Source organism: Streptomyces sp. NPDC002206 (assembly GCF_053593595.1).
The window spans coordinates 189,572-205,607 of sequence record NZ_JBSFCW010000011.1 but is presented as its reverse complement, the minus strand read 5'-3'; the positions used below and the strand labels follow the sequence as shown (position 1 = coordinate 205,607).

Here is a 16,036-nt window from a genome sequence, read left to right as displayed (position 1 = left end):
CGATGCCGGCGAGCAGGTTGGTGATGAGGTTCATTCGGTGTTTCTCCTCGTACGTGGTGCATATGTGGGACTGCGCAGTCGCGGTCTGCAGCCAGTCGTTTGCGCTCTGTAATCATCCGGTGCGGCAGAGGAGTTGAGCAACGAATGGCCATACGATCAGGCGTTCCAGCGAACATCCGATCCCCTGTTCGTGTGTTCTGTCGCGCCGTGCGGGGTCCGTGTCGTCCGCGCCGGGGCGTCGGCGCCCGGATACCGTGCCCGCATGGTGAACGAGTCCCCGGACACCCGGCGCCCCCACCGGAGCCGGCCGACCGGTCGCGGGCGTCCGGCGCTGCTCGCAGGCGTCGTTCTCGTCCTCGGTGTCGCGGCAGCCGTCCTCGCACTGCTACTGACCAGGGAGGGGATGGTCGGCCCGCCGCCACGCACCCTTGTCATCCCCGAGGGCCGGCGAGCCTCCCAGGTGTATGCGGCCGTGGACAGGTCCCTCGGTGTGCCGCCCGGCACGACCGAGAAGGCCGCCGGTACGGCGGACCTCGCACTGCCGCCCGAGGTGAAGGGCAACCCGGAGGGCTATCTGTTCCCGGCGACGTACCCCCTCACCTCCGGCACCACTCCGACGAGCCTGCTGACGTACATGGTCGACACGGCGCGGCATCGATTCGGCGCGGACCACATCGCCGCAGGGGCCAGGCGCAATCACGTATCCGTCCATCAGGCCGTGACGATCGCCAGCATCGTGCAGGCCGAGGCGGGCACCACAGCCGACATGGGCAAGGTGTCCCGTGTCATTTACAACCGGCTGTCCAGGGGTATGCCGCTCCAGATGGACTCCATGCTCAACTACGCGCTGAAACGCAGCACTCTGGACACCACCGCCGACGACACCAGGATCGACAGCGCGTACAACAGCTACGAGCACAAGGGCCTGCCGCCCACTCCCATCGGTAATCCGGGGGAGCAGGCGATGGAAGCGGCCATCACGCCGACGCCGGGCCGATGGCTGTACTTCGTGACGGTCGCGCCCGGGGACACCCGGTTCACCGACAGCTACGCCGAGCAGCAGCGGAACGTCCAGGAATTCAACCGCAACCGGTTTGAGGCGAGCGGCAATTGAAGGGCGGCGGACATCCCCGCGGCGGCACGCAGGCCAGCGTCACACCAGCGTGGCGGCGGGTTCGCCGCCACGCTCCACTGCCCTGTCCGCGGCTCTCCTGTCCGCAGTGGCTCTGTCCTCGGGGGCCTTGAGCAGACGGCTGATCGCGCGCACCGCCGCCCGCCCCGCCCGGTTGGCCCCGATGGTGCTCGCGGAGGGCCCGTACCCGACGAGGTGGATACGCGCGTCCCGTACGGCCTGTGTGCCCTCGACCCGGATACCGCCGCCGGGCTCGCGCAGCCTCAACGGTGCGAGATGGTCGATGGCGGCCCGGAACCCGGTCGCCCAGAGGATGACATCGGCCTCCACCGACCGGCCGTCGTCCCAGGTCACCCCGGTCGGAGTGATCCGGTCGAACATCGGCAACCGGTCGAGCACCCCCTCCGCGCGGGCCCGCCGGACGGCGTCGGTGAGCGGCAGTCCGGTCACACTCACCACACTCTGCGGCGGCAGCCCCCGCCGTACGTGCTCCTCCACCATGGCCACGGCGGCCCGTCCCTGATCCTCGCCGAACGGCCCCTCCCGGAAGACCGGTGGCCGGCGCGTCACCCAGAAGGTCTCCGCCGCCACCTCGGCGATCTCCATCAGATGCTGCGTGCCGGAGGCCCCGCCGCCGACCACGATCACCCGCTGCCCGGCGAACTCCTGCGGACCCGGGTAGTTCGCGGTGTGCAGCTGGCGGCCCCGGAAGGTCTCCTGGCCCGGATAGCGTGGCCAGAACGGCCGGTCCCAGGTGCCCGTGGCATTGATCAGGGCGCGGGTGGCGTACGTACCCTCGGAGGTCTCGACCGACAACCGCCCGCCGTCGCCCTCGCGTACGGCGCTCACCTCGACCGGCCGGTGAACCCGCAGGCCGAAGGTGCGCTCGTAGGCGTCGAAGTACTCGCCGATCACCTCGGACGACGCCCGGCTGTCATCGGCGCCGGTCAGTTCCATGCCGGGCAGCGCGTGCATCCCGTGGACCTTGCCGTACGTCAGTGACGGCCACCGGAACTGCCATGCGCCGCCCGGCCGGGGCGCGTGGTCGAGCACGACGAAGTCGCGGTCCGGCTCCAGGCCGACGCGCCGCAGATGATAGGCGCCGGACAGACCTGCCTGTCCGGCGCCTATCACGACCACGTCCACTTCGCGTGCTTCGCCGGCCCCAGAGTTGTTCACGCTTCTACCAACTGCGTGGGGGTCCGGGATCTTCCCGGTCAGCGACCCCCGGCGATCAGCAGCGGTGCCCCGCCCGGCGCGGACGCCGGGCGCCCGTTCGCGGCAGGTACCCCTAGCAGCGGCGAAGCCGGAACGGTGGACAGCAGTCCGCGCGCCGCCAGCTCCGGCGTGACCCCCTCACCGAACCAGTACGCCTCCTCCAGATGCGGGTAGCCGGAGAGCACGAAGTGCTCCACACCCAGCGCGTGGTACTCCTCGATCCGGTCCGCGACATCCGCATGACTGCCGACCAGCGCCGTGCCCGCACCGCCCCGCACCAGACCGACACCCGCCCACAGGTTCGGCGAGATCTCCAGCTTGTCGCGCGAGCCGCCGTGCAGGGCCAGCATCCGCTGCTGTCCCACCGACTCGCTCCGCCCCAGCGCCTGCTGTGCAGCGGCGATCGTCTCCGGATCGAGATCGCCGAGCAGTCGGTCCGCCGTCGCCCACGCCTCCTTCGCCGAGTCGCGCGAGATGGTGTGCAGCCGGATCCCGAACCGGACATCGCGACCCTGCTCCTCCGCGAGCCCGCGGATCCAGTCGATCTTCTGCTTCGCATCCGCCGGCGGCTCGCCCCAGGTCAGATACACATCGGCGTGTGCGGCGGCCACGGGCCCGGCCGCCGCCGACGACCCGCCGAAGAAGATCTCCGGCAGCGGGTCCGGCGGCAGCGCCGTCAGCCCGCCCTCCACCTGATAGTGCTCACCGTCGAAGTCGTACGGCTGCCCGCTCCACACACCCCGGACCACCGAGAGGAACTCGGCGGTCCGCGCGTAACGCCGGTCGTGGTCCAGATGGTCGCCGAACCGCCGCTGCTCGGTCGAGTCGCCGCCCGTCACCACATTGAGCAGCAGCCGGCCCCGGGTGATCCGCTGATACGTCGAGGCCATCTGCGCCGCGAGCACCGGCGAGATCACCCCCGGCCGGAACGCCACCAGGAACTTCAGCCGCTCGGTGTGCTGCGCCAGCGCCACCGTCGTCAGCCAGGCGTCCTCGCACCAGGTGCCGGTCGGTGTCAGCACCGCCTCGAAGCCCAGCTGCTCGGCCGCCTTGGCGATCTGTGCCAGATACTCGATATCGGGCGCCCGGACCCCGCTCACCGGAGTGATCCGGTCCCGTTTGATCCCGCCGTCGGTGTACGCGTGGCGGTCGACGAGCGTGCGGCCGTCGCCGCCCGTGGGCAGGAACCAGTGCAGATGAACGTTCATGACGTGGCCTTTCCGTACGAGCGGGGGGCTGCCGAGGACGCGGGCAGATCGCGGTTGAACCGGGTGTCGACGTAGTCCTTGAAGGTGAACCGGCGCGGAATGAGTTTCAGATCGGCGAAGGTGTCGGCGATCGCCTGCTCGGACGCGATCGCCGCCGGGTCGACGGCAACGGGCACCCGCGTCCCGTAACTGCGCTTCACGGCGTCCAGAGCGACGGCGTACGGCAGCCCGGTCTCCTTCGCCCAGACCTTCGCCCACGCCTCTGGATGCTTGAACACCCAGCTCTGCGCCCGCTCCAGACGGACCAACAGGTCACCGATCGCCTTGGACTTCCTGGCGTCCTTCAGAGCCGCGGGAGAGGCGACCTGGAAGCTCAGGCCGTTGACGATCCCCTCCCCCGTGGTCAGCACCCGCGCCTGTCCACTGCGCAGAATTTGTGAGGTGTACGGATCCCAGATCGCCCAGGCATCGACCTTGCCCCGGCTGAACGCGGCCAGTGCATCGGCCGGCTGAAGGAAGTTCAGCTTTACGTCCGAGAGGCTCAGCCCCGCCTTCTTCAGCGAGGCGACGAGCTGGAAGTGGGCGGAGCTTCCCTGGGCCACCGCAATGGACTTGCCCTTCAGCTGTGCGGGCGTCTTCAGCTCGGAGCCCTTCGGGACCACGATCGCCTCGCCCGCCGACGATCCATGGGAGGCGCCCACCACCACGATCTTCGAGTCGGAACCCGCGGCGAAGACCGGCGGTGTGTTGCCGACACCGCCGATGTCCACAGCCTTGGCGTTCACCGCCTCCAGAAGGGGCGGCCCGGAGGTGAAGGTCGACCATTTGATCCGGTAGTCGAGGTCGTCGAGCTCTCCCGAGGTCCGCAGGATCGCCTCGTAACCTCCTTTCTGGTCACCGACGTTGAGTGTGATGTCGCCCTGGCCGTCGGTGCTGTCCGTGGTGGACGCGGACGAGGCACCACCGCAGGCGGTGAGCAGCAGGGCGAGCGGCAGAAGCAGGGTGGGCAGGGTGCGGCGTCTCATGACATGCCTCTTTCCGAAGGTCGAACACACAGGGAAGGTGCGTTGGTCAGGGGTCGTCCGGTCAGGCGGCCTCGGCCGGAGCGGCGTCCTCCGTGACACCCAGCTCGGTCAGCAGCCGGGAGCGCAGCGCGGCGAACTCGGGACTGCCCACGGTGCGCGGCCGGTCCAGATCAACGGGTGTCCCGTACGCGATGGCGCCGTCCCGCATCACCAGCGCACGGTCGGCGAGCAGCAGCGCCTCGTCCACGTCATGTGTGACGAGCAGTACCGCGCAGCCGCGCCGCTGCCAGAGCTCGGCGACCAGCTGCTGCGCCTTGATCCGGGTCAGCGCGTCGAGCGCACCGAACGGCTCGTCGAGCAGCAGCAGATCGGGTTCGCGCACCAGGGCCCGCGCCAGCGAAGCCCGCTGCGCCTCACCACCTGAGAGCGTCTTGGGCCACGCCCCGGCTCGCTCGCCGAGCCCGACCTCCTCCAACGCCCGCTCGGCCACCGCCCGTTCGGGCTTGCCCGGCAACCCGAGCAGCACATTGCGCCAGACCCGCTTCCACGGCATCAGCCGAGGCGCCTGGAAGGCAACGGCCCGTCGCTTGGGCACCATCACCGTGCCAGTGATGTCGCGGTCGAGCCCGGCCAGCACCCGCAGCAGAGTCGACTTCCCGCAGCCGCTGCGCCCGAGCAGCGCGGTGAACTCCCCGGCGCGGAGGGTGAGATCGAGCCCATCGACGACGGCGCGTCCGTCGAAGGAACGGGTCAGTCCCTCCACCCGCACGGCGGTGTCGTAGAGCCGGGCACTCACTGGCCCGTGAAGGTCGGTCGCCATTGCAGCAGCAGCCTTTCGAGTATCCGGACAATGACATCGGCGGTGAGGCCGAGGAATGCGTAGACGATCAGGCAGACGACGATGACGTCGGTACGGAAGAACTCCCGGGCCTGGTTCATCAGGAAGCCGATCCCGGCGTCGGCGTTGACGGACTCGCCGAAGACCAGCGCCAGCCAGGCGGTGGCGAGCGAATAGCGCAGCCCCGTCATGGCCCCTGGGAGGGCGCCCGGCAGCACCACATGCCGGATGAGCCCCCAACGCCCGAGCCCCAACGACTGTCCCGCTTCGATGAGTTGCTCGTCGACGCCCCGGATGCCGGCGTACACATTGAGGTAGAGATGGAAGGCCACGCCGAGTGCGATCAGCGCCACCTTCGGGGCCTCACCGATCCCCAGCCAGATGATGAACAGCGGGATCAGCCCCACCCAGGGGACGGTCCGCAGCATCTGCACGGTTGCGTCCACAAGATCTTCGCCGAGCCGGGACAGTCCGGACATCAACGCCAGCGCGGTCCCGACGACGCCACCGAGGACCAGGCCCACGGCAACCCGCTGGAGCGAGATCCCCATCGCAGACGGCAGGGTCCCGTCGGCGATCAGATCCGATCCGGCCCGGGCGATGGTTCCGGGCGACGCGAGCAGATCGGGATGCAGGACACCCGTCGCACTGAGTGCCTGCCACAGGGCGAGAAGCAGCACCGGACCGATGGCTCGCCGCAGTGGGCGGGGTACGGACCGCAGCCGTGAGCCGCGGGCGGACTGGGGCACGACGGGCTCGAGTTCGACTGCCGTACAAGGATCGGGTGTATCGATTTCCTCTGATATATCCGGCGGGGCGAGGGCATGGCCAAGGGTCATGAAAGCTCCACGAGCAGTCCACGGACGGGGAGAAGGCACGCCTCGACAGCCCGACGGCGGACCCGCTACGGCACGGGAGCTACGACAGGGGCAGGGCGAGATGGCGTACGACGAGGCGCCTACGGCAACAGAGGGGTGCGCAGGCCAGGTGCGGGCCGAAAGACCCCTTGTTCACCTGCGGAATACGTGCTGAAGGAACGTCAGCAACCGCGACAACACGCGGCGGAGGCCACCCGCAGCAGGTCGATGTGACCGCGCGAAGTGAGCAGAGCTGAACGGAACATGTCGCCGAACGTAGCGACGCACCTCGGAACCGGTCAATGCCGTCTCGGCACGTGGACGCACCATCTCGTGCCAGGAGCGAGAAGATGGGGGCATGCCCGATGCCTTCACCACCAGCGTTCTGCACCTCACGACCGGTGACACCGAGACGGTCACCGACCTGACGGACGACTGCGAACGGTTCCTCACCCGCGCCGCCGTCGGCCGGGACGGCCTCCTCAATATTTTCGTGCCCCACGCAACCGCCGGAATCGCCATCCTGGAAACCGGCGCAGGCAGCGACGACGACCTTCTCGCCACCCTCCACACACTGCTGCCCGCGGACGACCGCTACCAACACCGCCACGGCAGCCCCGGCCACGGCCGCGACCACGTCCTGCCGGCCCTCATCGCACCGCACGCCACTTTGCCGGTGATCGGCGGACGGCTGAAACTGGGTATGTGGCAGTCGGTGTGCCTGGTCGACACGAACGTCGATAATGCGGACCGGCAGGTGCGCTTGAGCTTCTTCGGCTAGCGAGTCGCTTCGGTGGGACTGTAGAGGGGAAGTCCGGCCACGCCAACTGACTGGTGCGCTTGGTCGGGGAGGTGGTCGTCTTGCGACAGTCCACGTGGTCCGCGACCGCGCTGCTGTCCGTCGTGTGGGTGTGGGCTTCGGTGGTCAGTGGCGGCGGTGGGCCAGAGTCTCCGGGCTGACGGTCAGGTAGGTCTCTGGGGTGGTGGCTTCGAGATCGCTGGGCGACAGAGTGAAGTCCAGGCCCGCTTCCAACCTTGCGGTCCATGGCAGTTCTGCTGCCGATACGAAGGCATCGCGGCTCAGGTCGACCATGACACTGGAGTGGCGCCGCCAGGACCCGTTGGTCTGAACAGCCCTGGCCCCGAATTGATTCGGGGCCAGGGCTGTCTTGCGTGGTGCGGGCGAGGATCTCGATGAGCTCGCCCGCGCCGGTTTTCCGCCGGCGTCGTCAGCGTCTGCGGGAAGGGCGGCCGGCTCCGATTCCCGCGACGTGCAGGGCAAGAAGTGCCAGGCCCAGGAGCATGAGGTTCACGGAGGAGAAGACGTCATTGGTGGTGATTTCTGCTGCGTTGATCAGGAAAGCGATGACGAACAGGACGGCTGCGGCTATGCCGAGCATGGGGTGCTCCTCTCGAAGGGGGTGAGGTGCGTGTGCCCGGACATCCCACAGACAGACCTCGTTTCCGCTTCGGCTTCGGGACGTTGGCCGGGCTGCGTGCCGGGGTTGCGGGGGTGTTCCTCGAAGGCGGGGGTAGAAGGGGTGAGGAGTGCCGAGTGAGGGAGTGGCAATGGCGAAGGACACGTCGCTGCGCGCAATGGGATGGGCCCAGTCGTTTCCGGTGTCGCAAGGCGTGCGGGCCGGCCGTCGGTGGACGCGTGAGCACCTGGCGTCCCTGGAGTGGACCAGGGATGCCCCCGAAATAGTGGACGCGATACTGCTCAGTGTTTCCGAACTGGTCACCAACGCGCACGTGCACGCGCACAGTGACGCCCAGCTGGTTCTGACCTGGGACAGCCACTGCCTGCATGTGAGTGTCCACGACTCCGACCCCCTGCCCCCTGCCAGGCAGCCCGAAGACCTCACGACGACCGGGGGGCGCGGACTGGCTCTCGTCGACGCACTCGCCGACGGCTGGGCCACGCATCCGCAGGCGTCGGGCAAGACCGTCACCGCGTGCTTCGTACCACCGGGCGCTCCAAAACCTCGGCATGGCGGGGACGTCAGCTGAGTTCCGGGGCGGAAGCGACCCGTAGCTGGAGGGCGGTGTCCCGGTCCGACCCGTCGCACGCCTTATGCCGGTGCTGCCCTACATGCCTGTGGCCCGGCCGTGCCGGGCCACAGGCATCGCGGAGAGAGTGCGCCGCGCTCTCAGGAGTCAGTGCTACGTCGAGATCCGCGCGCGGTCCGTCCGTGCGCAGGTGCCGGGCGACGTGCAAGGCGGCGTCCTTGCCCGCGTGGATGCGGACGCGGACATCGAGGAGCCTCGTGTGTGTGGCGCACCAGCGCGTGACTGTCCGCCACGCCGACGGATGCCCGGCACGGCGGCGTTCTCGGTCCGGTGTCCCGTCGAGTGCACCTGCCACTCGGGCTCGAGGGCCCGGTCGATTTCGTCTCGCTGGAACAGACGTCAGCGAACCGGCATGTCCTCGCCTGTGCAGTAATCAGCATCGTGTTCTGTCACCGTGTCGGTCCGTCGACGGATGCTGCCGCCAGCGCCTGCCGGAGTTCGCCGAGATCCGGGACCCCGGCCAGGCCGTGTGGCGTGCGGTAGACCCGACAGGCCAGCCCCGGCGAGCGGCCGGGCTCCGCGAACGGGTCTTGGCCGTCGATGTGGATAGTTGGGGAGCCGGTGAAACCGGCCTGCTCGGCCTCGGCCTGCTCGACAATCACACGGGTGTCCCACGCGGTGTCGTGCAGGCCGATGTCGTCGAGGGCTTGCCGCAACTGTTCGGCGGCAGGCTTCTCGTTCGGGCAGTTCGGGACGACCAACAACTCGATGTCCATGTCTCCAGGATCGCGTACTCGCCGTTCAGCGAGAGCCGGTGGGAAGGCGCAGCACTGCGGCGGTCGTCCTGGCCGACGATCCCGGCGGGAACGTGGTCGGCCGACAGCTGTGACCGCCTGCCGCAATCACCATCTGCGCCTGGTCAGGCGCCGGGTCATGAGGACGCGCTGAGTGATGGCCGGCCACGTGCCTTGTTGCCGTTGGTGGTTGGGGCAGCTGTTCCATGGTGTTCCTGGCCAGGTGTGGAGCTCGATTCGCGAACGCGCAGGTCTGAGGCCCTCAGCCGCCGCACTGTTCGATCCTGGATTTCGCTTAGGAGCTGAGGCTCCCGCGGCGGACACGGAACGCGTACGTGGTGCCGTTCGCGTTCGTCTGACGGCTCCAGCCGCCGTCATTCACCTGGACCACAGCCGTGGACAGCATCGGGTTTCAGCCCTCCGGCAGCGCACCGTCCGCTGCCCCCGGGACCACTGGCGCGGGCGAGATGCCCAGCGTCCGGGCGGTACGGACCTGCTGGTGGAATAGCGTCACCGGTGCGGGTCGCGGCCTCGTCAATCGGCGGCGATGATCGCCGCGCCGAGCGCCGCAATCGCGTCGGCGAGCTGATCCATCCATGCCGAGACGGGCCTGCCGCCTTCGGACTGCAGGGCGACGAACGCGCCGTCGTAGCCGGCCATTCCGAAGGGGGCGAGGGCCTCTGCGATCTTGTCGGCGGTCTCCTCGCCCGCGCTCTGGAAGGACGAGCGGATCATGTGCGCCATGTAGGCGCGCCCCTCGTCGCGGACCGCGATCACGGTCTGCAGGGCCTCGGGCGCTTCTGCCGCCTCGCGGCTCATCACCAGCACGAGCAGCAGGCGCAGGAAGTCCTCGCCGTTCTCCATGACGTTGCCGGTCCGGCGCAGATACCAGCGGAGCCGCTCGTGGGGGGTGCCGCCCTCCGAGGGGTTGCGATGGGCTTCGCGCATGGCGTCGAAGAAGCCGTACGCGCCCTGTTCCATGACGGCCGAGAGTAGTCCCGCTTTGGATTCGAAGTGGTGGTAGAAGGCGCTCTTCGGTAGTCCGGTCTCTTTGGCGAGCGCCGACATCGGCGTTCCGGCGTAGCCGCGCACGGACATCACGCGGGCGGCCGCGTCACCCTCAACCCGCAGGACATCGCCCGCACCGTCGAGACCGCCGACTGGAAGCTCCGCTACTACGAGGCGGGCTCCGGCCACCCGGTCATCCTGCTGCACGGCAGCGGCCCCGGCGCCACCGGCTGGAGCAACTTTTCCGGCAACATCGAGGCCCTGGCCGAGCACTTCCACGTGTACGCGGTCGACATGCCCGGCTGGGGCGAGTCGGACGCCGCCACGGTCGACCGTCTCGACCACGTCGAGGCCGCGATCCAGTTCATGGACGCCCTCGACATCGACAAGGCCGCCTTCGTCGGCAACTCGATGGGCGGCCAGACCTCGCTGCGCCTCGCCACCGAGCACCCCGAGCGGATATCCCACCTGGTCACCATGGGCCCGCCGGTCGGCATGCGGCTGCCGACCCTCTTCGGCGCCGGTGACGGCCCGTCCGAGGGCCTCAAGGTCCTGATCGAGACCTACCGCGACGCCAGCCCGGAGAACATGCGCCGGCTCGTCGAGATCATGGTCTTCGACAAGGCCCGGTTCGCCACCCCCGAGCTGTGCCAGGCCCGTTCGGACGCCGCGCTCGCCCGCCCGGAGCACCTGCGCAACTACGTCGATGGCATGCCCCAGGGCGCCCCGCTGCCCAAGTGGGTCAAGCCGGAGCTGCTGCCGACGATCCAGGTGCCGACCCTTCTGATCCACGGCCGCGACGACCGCGTCGTCTCCTACGAGACCTCGCTGTTCCTGCTGGCGAACATCCCGGACAGCCGCCTGGTGGTGCTCAACCGCTGCGGCCACTGGGCGATGATCGAGCACGCCGACGAGTTCAACCGGCTGGTCACCGACTTCGTCGCCAACAACTGAGCCACGGGCCGACCGGCCGGGAGGGGCCTGTACGACACCGCCGAGCCGGCGGCGACGTACAGGCCCCTCTCGTTTGTCAGGGGCCCTCCTCGGCGAGGTCCTGCTCCAGGGCGTGCGCCGCCGCGTTCAGGGTGGCGACCAGGGACCGCAGGCGGTGCGGGTCGTAGCGCACGCTGGGCAGCGACACCGACAGACCGGCCAGCGCGGCGCCGTCCCGGTCACGCACCGGTACGCCGACAGCGACCAGACCGCGTTCGGACCGCCCCTTGTTGACGGCGAATCCGTTGCGCCGCAGCCGCCGCAGCTCAGACCGCAGCTGGTCGGGATCCGGGCGCTCGGAGGGACGCTCCCGGTACCGCTCGGCCGCGTACACCTCGTCCAGCTCCTCGTCCGAGAGGCCGGCGAGCAGTAGCAGGCCCGCCGTGGTGCGGTGGGCCGGGAACACCATGCCCTCGCGTGAGCCGACCCGCAGGGCCTGCCGGCACTCGACGCTGGCGATGAACCGCACTGTGTCCCCGGTGCGCACGATCAGGTTCGCGGTCTCGTCCAGCAGGTCGACGACCCGGTGCAGATGCGGGAGGGCCGCGGCCCGCAGCCGGGAGACCAGTGACTGGGAGTGCGAGGCGAGTTCAAGCACCGGGCCAGCCCGGTAGACGCGGTCCTCGCCCTGGACGGCGAAGTCCCGGTACACCAGCATCGCCAGGATCCGGTGCGCGGTCGACCTCGCGACGCCCAGCCGCTCGGCGATCTGCGACACGCTCGCGCCGCCCTCCATCTGCAGGATGGCCGCGGCCCGCAGCGCGTGGTCCACGCTGGCGATGGGGTAGGGCGGCGGGGTCTTGAGCGGCTTGTCCATGGCATGCTCCCGGGGATGGTTCTGCTCTGCAGAATCTACATGTTCTTCAGAGAGAAACGGCGCACGCTGTGGCTTGTGACTCACTCCTCCCTCGCCCATGACATCGCCTCGGGCTCCCCGGTGCGGCTGCAGGCCGTCGCCGCGGAGGGGCAGCCCGAGGTCACCCCGGCTCTCGAAGAGCTGTACCGGGGCTTCGAGAACGAGCTGCTCGTCCCGCTGTGGACCGAGATCGGCGACCTCATGCCGGCCCACCCGCGCTCGCGCGCCGTACCGCACATGTGGCGCTGGCAGCGGCTGCGCGAGCTGGCCGCCCAGGCCGGCGACATCGTCCCGGTCGGCCGCGGCGGCGAGCGCCGCGCCATCGCGCTGGCCAACCCGTCCCTCGGCGGACGGCCCTTCGCCACCCCCACGCTGTGGGCGGCCATCCAGTACCTGATGCCGGGTGAGGACGCCCCCGAGCACCGCCACACCCAGCACGCCTTCCGGTTCGTCGTCGAGGGCTCGGGCGTGTGGACGGTCGTCGGCGGCGACCCGGTGGCGATGAACCGCGGCGACTTCCTCCCGCAGGCCGGATGGAACTGGCACGCCCACCACAACGCCACCTCCGAGCCGATGGCCTGGATCGACGGCCTGGACATCCCCCTCCAGTACGTCACCGAGGCGCAGTTCTTCGAGTTCGGCCGCGACGAGATCAGTGACGCCGAGCGGATCACGCCGGAGCGGTCGCGCTCCGAGCGCCTGTGGGGCCACCCGGGCCTGCGCCCGCTGTCGGCCGCCCCGGCCACCCCGGGCAGCCCGCTGCTCTCCTACAAGTGGGAGTACACCGACGCCGCCCTGCGCGACCAGCTGCTGCTGGAGAAGGAGGGCTACGGCGGCACCGTCGAGCCCGGCCACGCCGCGGTGCGCTACGCCAACCCGCACGACGGCTCCGACGTGCTGCCGACCATCCGCGCAGAGTTCCACCGTGTCGCGCGCGGCGCCGAGACCGTGCCCGTGCGCGAGACCGGCTCCTCCGTCTACCAGGTCTTCGACGGCTCCGGTGTCGTGACCGTCGGGGAGAAGTCCTGGACGGTCAGCCGCGGCGACCTGTTCGTCGTCCCGTCCTGGGAACCGTTCTCCGCCAGGTCCGAGGCCGGCGGGACCGACTCGGACTCCGGCGCCCTCGACCTCTTCCGCTTCTCCGACGCGCCCGTCTTCGAGGCGCTTCAGCTCAACCGCACCCAGAAGGACACCTGACCATGAAGCTCGCCACCATCCGCACCACCGACGGCACCCGGGCGGTCCGCCTCGACGGCGACGTCCACGTCGACCTCGGTTACACCGACCTGGGTGAACTGTTCGCCGAGGCCGACTGGCAGGCCAAGGCCGCCGCCGCCTCCGGCACCACCTACCCGGGCGAGGGCGCGGACTTCGCGCCGGTCGTCCCGAACCCGTCCAAGGTCGTCTGCGTCGGCCACAACTACACCAACCACATCAAGGAGATGGGGCGGGACCTCCCCAACTACCCGACCCTCTTTCCGAAGTTCGCCGACACCCTCATCGGCGCGAACGACGACATCGTCAAGCCGGCCGAGACCGACGCGTTCGACTGGGAGGTCGAGCTGGCCGTCGTGATCGGCAAGCAGGTCCGCCGCGCCGACGAGCAGCAGGCCGCCGACGCCATCGCCGGCTTCACCGTCATGAACGACATCTCGGTGCGCGACTGGCAGTTCCGCACCATCGAGTGGACCCAGGGCAAGATCTGGGAGGCGACCACCCCGGTCGGCCCGTACGTCGTCACCCCCGACGAGGTCGGCGGCGTCCGCCCCGCCCTGAAGGTCAAGACGGTCGTCGACGGCCAGGTCATGCAGCGGGACGACACCGGCACGCTGCTGTTCGACCCGGTCTTCCTGGTGCAGTACATCTCCACCGTCATCACCCTGCGTCCGGGCGACATCATCGCCACCGGCACCCCGGCCGGCGTCGGCAACGCCCGCGACCCCAAGGTCTTCCTGCTCCCCGGCCAGAACGTGGTCACCGAGATCTCCGGCCTCGGCGCCTGCGCCAACAAGGTCGTCGCAGCGTGACGAACGGCACCCGCACCTTCGCCGACGCCCGCCGCTGGGCCCTGATCGGCGCCGAGCTGACCTTCGACGCCGTCGCCGGACTCGACGACGCCGGGTACGCCGCGCCCAGCACCCTGCCCGGCTGGAGCCGCGCCCACATCGCCGCGCATGTCGCTGCCAACGCCGAGGCCCTGTCCAACCTGGTCCACTGGGCCGCCACCGGCGAACCCACCCCGATGTACGCCTCGCCCGAGGAACGCGCCGCCGGCATCGAACGCGGCCGCGCCCTGCCGGCCGACCGGCTGACCGCCTGGCTGCGCCGCTCGGCGGACGCGCTGGAGGCGCGGATGGACCAGCTCACCGACGAGCAGTGGCGGCACGAGGTCGTCACTGCCCAGGGCCGTACCGTCCCCGCCACCGAACTGCCCTGGATGCGTTCCCGCGAAGTGTGCGTCCACGCCGTCGACCTGGCGACCGGCGTCTCCTTCGCCGATCTGCCGGCCGACTTCCTCGCCGCCCTGTGCGACGACGTCGCCGCCAAGCGCGCCGCGGCCCCCGGCCCGGCCGTGACCCTGCGGGTCCCGGCCACCGGCGCCGGCTGGGAGCTGCCGGGCGACGGCGAGCCCGTCCCGGTCACCGGCGAACTGCACGACATTGCGGCCTACCTCACCGGACGCGACGCCGACCTGCGCGCCGCGGACGGCACCCCCGCCCCCGCGCTGGGCGCCTGGCTCTGAACCCGGGGCCCGCCCCGCACACGCAAGGAACAGCACATGAACCCTGAACCCACGCCTGCCGGACAGCCCGACGTCCTGGTGGTCGGCGGTGGCATCGGCGGCCTCAGCACCGCCTACGCCCTGTCACGCCAGGGACTGCGGGTACGCGTTCTCGAACAGGCCCCGGAGTACGGCGAGGTCGGCGCCGGCCTGCAGATCGCCCCCAACTGCACCCGCATCCTCGCCGAGTACGGCCTGCTGGACGAGGCGAAGTCGCTGGGCGTCGTCCCGGAGAACATGGTGATGCGGGACGCGCTCGACTCCCAGGTGCTGACCCGGCTCGACCTGCGCGACCTCGAACGCCGCTACGGCTTTCCGTACATGGTCATCCACCGCAGCGACCTGCACGGCATCTTCCTGCGCGCCTGCCGGCGCGCCGGTGTCGAGCTGCTGAACGACCAGGTCGTCGTCGGCTACGAGAACACCGAGGGTGGCGCCCGGGTCCTCCTGAAGGACGGACGGGTCGAGTCCGCCCCGCTGGTCATCGCGGCCGACGGACTGCACTCCGTGGCCCGCCGCCAGTTGATCGGCGACGACGTGGTCAGCTCCTCCTACGTCGCCTACCGCGCGGCTGTCCCGATCGAGCAGGTCAAGGACAACGGCATCGCGGAGAACGACGTCACCGTCTACGTCGGCCCGCACCGCCACTTCGTCCAGTACGCCCTGCGCGGCGGCGACATGTTCAACCAGGTCGCCGTGTTCGAGTCGCCCAAGGCCCTGGCCGGCGAGGAGGACTGGGGCACCCCCGACGAGCTGGACGCGGCCTTCGTGGGCAGTTGTGACACCGTCATCAAGGGCATTCCGCTGATGTGGCGGGACCGCTGGTGGCGGATGTTCGACCGCGACCCGATCGAGACCTGGGTGCACGGCCGGATCGCCCTGCTCGGCGACGCCGCGCACCCGCCGCTCCAGTACATGGCGCAGGGCGCGATCATGGCGATCGAGGACGGCTGGGTGCTCGCCCAGCACTACGCCCGGCTGGCCGAGGCCGCCCCGGCGGGCACCGAGCCGGACTGGGACGGTGCGCTGGCCGCGTACGAGGCGGTCCGGGTGGAGCACTGCCGCCGGGTGCAGACGACGGCCCGCGCCTGGGGCGAGCTGTGGCACCTCGACGGGGAGTCCCGGCTCCAGCGAAACGCGATCATGCGGGCGCGGGACGCCGACGACTACTCCTTCACCGACTGGGTGTACGGTCCGACCGCGCTGACCCCGGACGAGGAACCTGAGATGTTCACGCCGATCCCGCTCTCCTCGGCGGCCGTCGAGGACCGGGCGGCCTGACCACCCACACGCCCCGGACCGTGGCCGGGTGTGA

19 protein-coding genes are annotated in these 16,036 nt (G+C 70.0%); 8 read left to right on the top strand and 11 right to left on the bottom strand.

What is annotated here, in order from left to right:
* The first annotated feature begins 262 nt into the window (after window positions 1-262).
* Entirely contained in the window at window positions 263-1,114 is an 852-nt protein-coding gene (gene mltG / locus ACWCP8_RS22145) for an endolytic transglycosylase MltG (RefSeq protein ID WP_451117623.1), read from the top strand.
* A gap of 39 nt (window positions 1,115-1,153) precedes the next feature.
* Here the strand turns inward: mltG and ACWCP8_RS22140 are convergent, their stop codons facing one another.
* The 6 genes from ACWCP8_RS22140 to ACWCP8_RS22115 all read right to left on the bottom strand — a co-directional run bounded on the left by ACWCP8_RS22140 (window position 1,154) and on the right by ACWCP8_RS22115 (window position 6,544).
* Window positions 1,154-2,311, bottom strand: a complete 1,158-nt coding sequence (locus ACWCP8_RS22140; protein ID WP_451117621.1) for an NAD(P)-binding domain-containing protein — start codon at window positions 2,309-2,311, stop codon at window positions 1,154-1,156.
* 38 nt (window positions 2,312-2,349) lie between these two features.
* Complete coding sequence (locus ACWCP8_RS22135) at window positions 2,350-3,558, bottom strand: LLM class flavin-dependent oxidoreductase (protein ID WP_451117619.1); 1,209 nt, start codon at window positions 3,556-3,558, stop codon at window positions 2,350-2,352.
* A complete protein-coding gene (locus ACWCP8_RS22130) occupies window positions 3,555-4,583 on the bottom strand; it encodes an ABC transporter substrate-binding protein (RefSeq protein WP_451117617.1) in 1,029 nt (342 codons plus the stop codon). The genes ACWCP8_RS22135 and ACWCP8_RS22130 overlap by 4 nt, the downstream gene beginning before the upstream one ends.
* Before the next feature lie 61 nt (window positions 4,584-4,644).
* Complete coding sequence (locus ACWCP8_RS22125; protein ID WP_451117615.1) at window positions 4,645-5,403, bottom strand: ABC transporter ATP-binding protein; 759 nt, start codon at window positions 5,401-5,403, stop codon at window positions 4,645-4,647.
* Window positions 5,376-6,260, bottom strand: coding sequence for an ABC transporter permease (locus tag ACWCP8_RS22120; protein WP_451117613.1), 885 nt, complete (start codon window positions 6,258-6,260; stop codon window positions 5,376-5,378). Before ACWCP8_RS22120 ends, ACWCP8_RS22125 begins: the two co-directional genes overlap by 28 nt.
* A gap of 200 nt (window positions 6,261-6,460) precedes the next feature.
* On the bottom strand, window positions 6,461-6,544 hold the full coding sequence (locus ACWCP8_RS22115) for a putative leader peptide (RefSeq protein ID WP_311307964.1): 84 nt from the start codon (window positions 6,542-6,544) through the stop codon (window positions 6,461-6,463).
* Between the two features lie 92 nt (window positions 6,545-6,636).
* On the opposite strand from ACWCP8_RS22115, the gene ACWCP8_RS22110 reads away from it, so the two are divergent.
* Window positions 6,637-7,059 carry a YjbQ family protein gene (locus ACWCP8_RS22110; protein WP_451117611.1) on the top strand — a complete coding sequence of 141 codons (423 nt, stop codon included), beginning with the start codon at window positions 6,637-6,639 and terminating at the stop codon, window positions 7,057-7,059.
* A 144-nt stretch (window positions 7,060-7,203) separates the two neighbouring features.
* On the opposite strand, the gene ACWCP8_RS22105 is transcribed toward ACWCP8_RS22110, so the two are convergent.
* Together ACWCP8_RS22105 and ACWCP8_RS22100 are read right to left on the bottom strand one after the other, a co-directional pair.
* Window positions 7,204-7,371 (bottom strand): hypothetical protein, encoded by a 168-nt coding sequence (locus tag ACWCP8_RS22105; RefSeq protein ID WP_352269467.1) that lies wholly within the window; start codon window positions 7,369-7,371, stop codon window positions 7,204-7,206.
* A gap of 136 nt (window positions 7,372-7,507) precedes the next feature.
* The gene (locus tag ACWCP8_RS22100; RefSeq protein WP_329165044.1) at window positions 7,508-7,678 is read right to left on the bottom strand and encodes a hypothetical protein; all 171 of its coding nucleotides are present in this window, start codon (window positions 7,676-7,678) and stop codon (window positions 7,508-7,510) included.
* Window positions 7,679-7,847: 169 nt separating this feature from the next.
* Here ACWCP8_RS22100 and ACWCP8_RS22095 point away from each other — a divergent pair, with 169 nt between their 5' ends.
* The gene (locus tag ACWCP8_RS22095) at window positions 7,848-8,288 is read left to right on the top strand and encodes an ATP-binding protein (RefSeq protein ID WP_355998342.1); all 441 of its coding nucleotides are present in this window, start codon (window positions 7,848-7,850) and stop codon (window positions 8,286-8,288) included.
* Between the two features lie 449 nt (window positions 8,289-8,737).
* Here ACWCP8_RS22095 and ACWCP8_RS22090 read toward each other — a convergent pair whose 3' ends face one another.
* Together ACWCP8_RS22090 and ACWCP8_RS22085 are read right to left on the bottom strand one after the other, a co-directional pair.
* The gene (locus tag ACWCP8_RS22090) at window positions 8,738-9,064 is read right to left on the bottom strand and encodes a hypothetical protein (protein WP_382835646.1); all 327 of its coding nucleotides are present in this window, start codon (window positions 9,062-9,064) and stop codon (window positions 8,738-8,740) included.
* A gap of 552 nt (window positions 9,065-9,616) precedes the next feature.
* On the bottom strand, window positions 9,617-10,279 hold the full coding sequence (locus ACWCP8_RS22085; protein WP_451117673.1) for a TetR/AcrR family transcriptional regulator: 663 nt from the start codon (window positions 10,277-10,279) through the stop codon (window positions 9,617-9,619).
* Between ACWCP8_RS22085 and ACWCP8_RS22080 the strand changes: the two genes are divergently transcribed.
* Window positions 10,217-11,044 (top strand): alpha/beta fold hydrolase, encoded by an 828-nt coding sequence (locus ACWCP8_RS22080; RefSeq protein WP_451117671.1) that lies wholly within the window; start codon window positions 10,217-10,219, stop codon window positions 11,042-11,044. The two genes, ACWCP8_RS22085 and ACWCP8_RS22080, sit on opposite strands and share 63 nt — an antisense overlap.
* A gap of 76 nt (window positions 11,045-11,120) precedes the next feature.
* Here ACWCP8_RS22080 and ACWCP8_RS22075 read toward each other — a convergent pair whose 3' ends face one another.
* Entirely contained in the window at window positions 11,121-11,900 is a 780-nt protein-coding gene (locus ACWCP8_RS22075) for an IclR family transcriptional regulator (protein ID WP_352269473.1), read from the bottom strand.
* 75 nt (window positions 11,901-11,975) lie between these two features.
* Here ACWCP8_RS22075 and ACWCP8_RS22070 point away from each other — a divergent pair, with 75 nt between their 5' ends.
* Genes ACWCP8_RS22070 through ACWCP8_RS22055 form a run of 4 tightly spaced genes read left to right on the top strand, consistent with a single transcriptional unit; the run spans window position 11,976 to window position 16,002 of the window.
* Window positions 11,976-13,136 (top strand): cupin domain-containing protein, encoded by a 1,161-nt coding sequence (locus ACWCP8_RS22070; protein ID WP_451117608.1) that lies wholly within the window; start codon window positions 11,976-11,978, stop codon window positions 13,134-13,136.
* A gap of 2 nt (window positions 13,137-13,138) precedes the next feature.
* A complete protein-coding gene (locus ACWCP8_RS22065) occupies window positions 13,139-13,966 on the top strand; it encodes a fumarylacetoacetate hydrolase family protein (RefSeq protein ID WP_352269476.1) in 828 nt (275 codons plus the stop codon).
* On the top strand, window positions 13,963-14,682 hold the full coding sequence (locus tag ACWCP8_RS22060) for a maleylpyruvate isomerase family mycothiol-dependent enzyme (protein WP_451117605.1): 720 nt from the start codon (window positions 13,963-13,965) through the stop codon (window positions 14,680-14,682). The genes ACWCP8_RS22065 and ACWCP8_RS22060 overlap by 4 nt, the downstream gene beginning before the upstream one ends.
* A 36-nt stretch (window positions 14,683-14,718) precedes the next feature.
* Complete coding sequence (locus ACWCP8_RS22055; protein WP_352269478.1) at window positions 14,719-16,002, top strand: FAD-dependent oxidoreductase; 1,284 nt, start codon at window positions 14,719-14,721, stop codon at window positions 16,000-16,002.
* The last annotated feature ends 34 nt before the right edge of the window (window positions 16,003-16,036 follow it).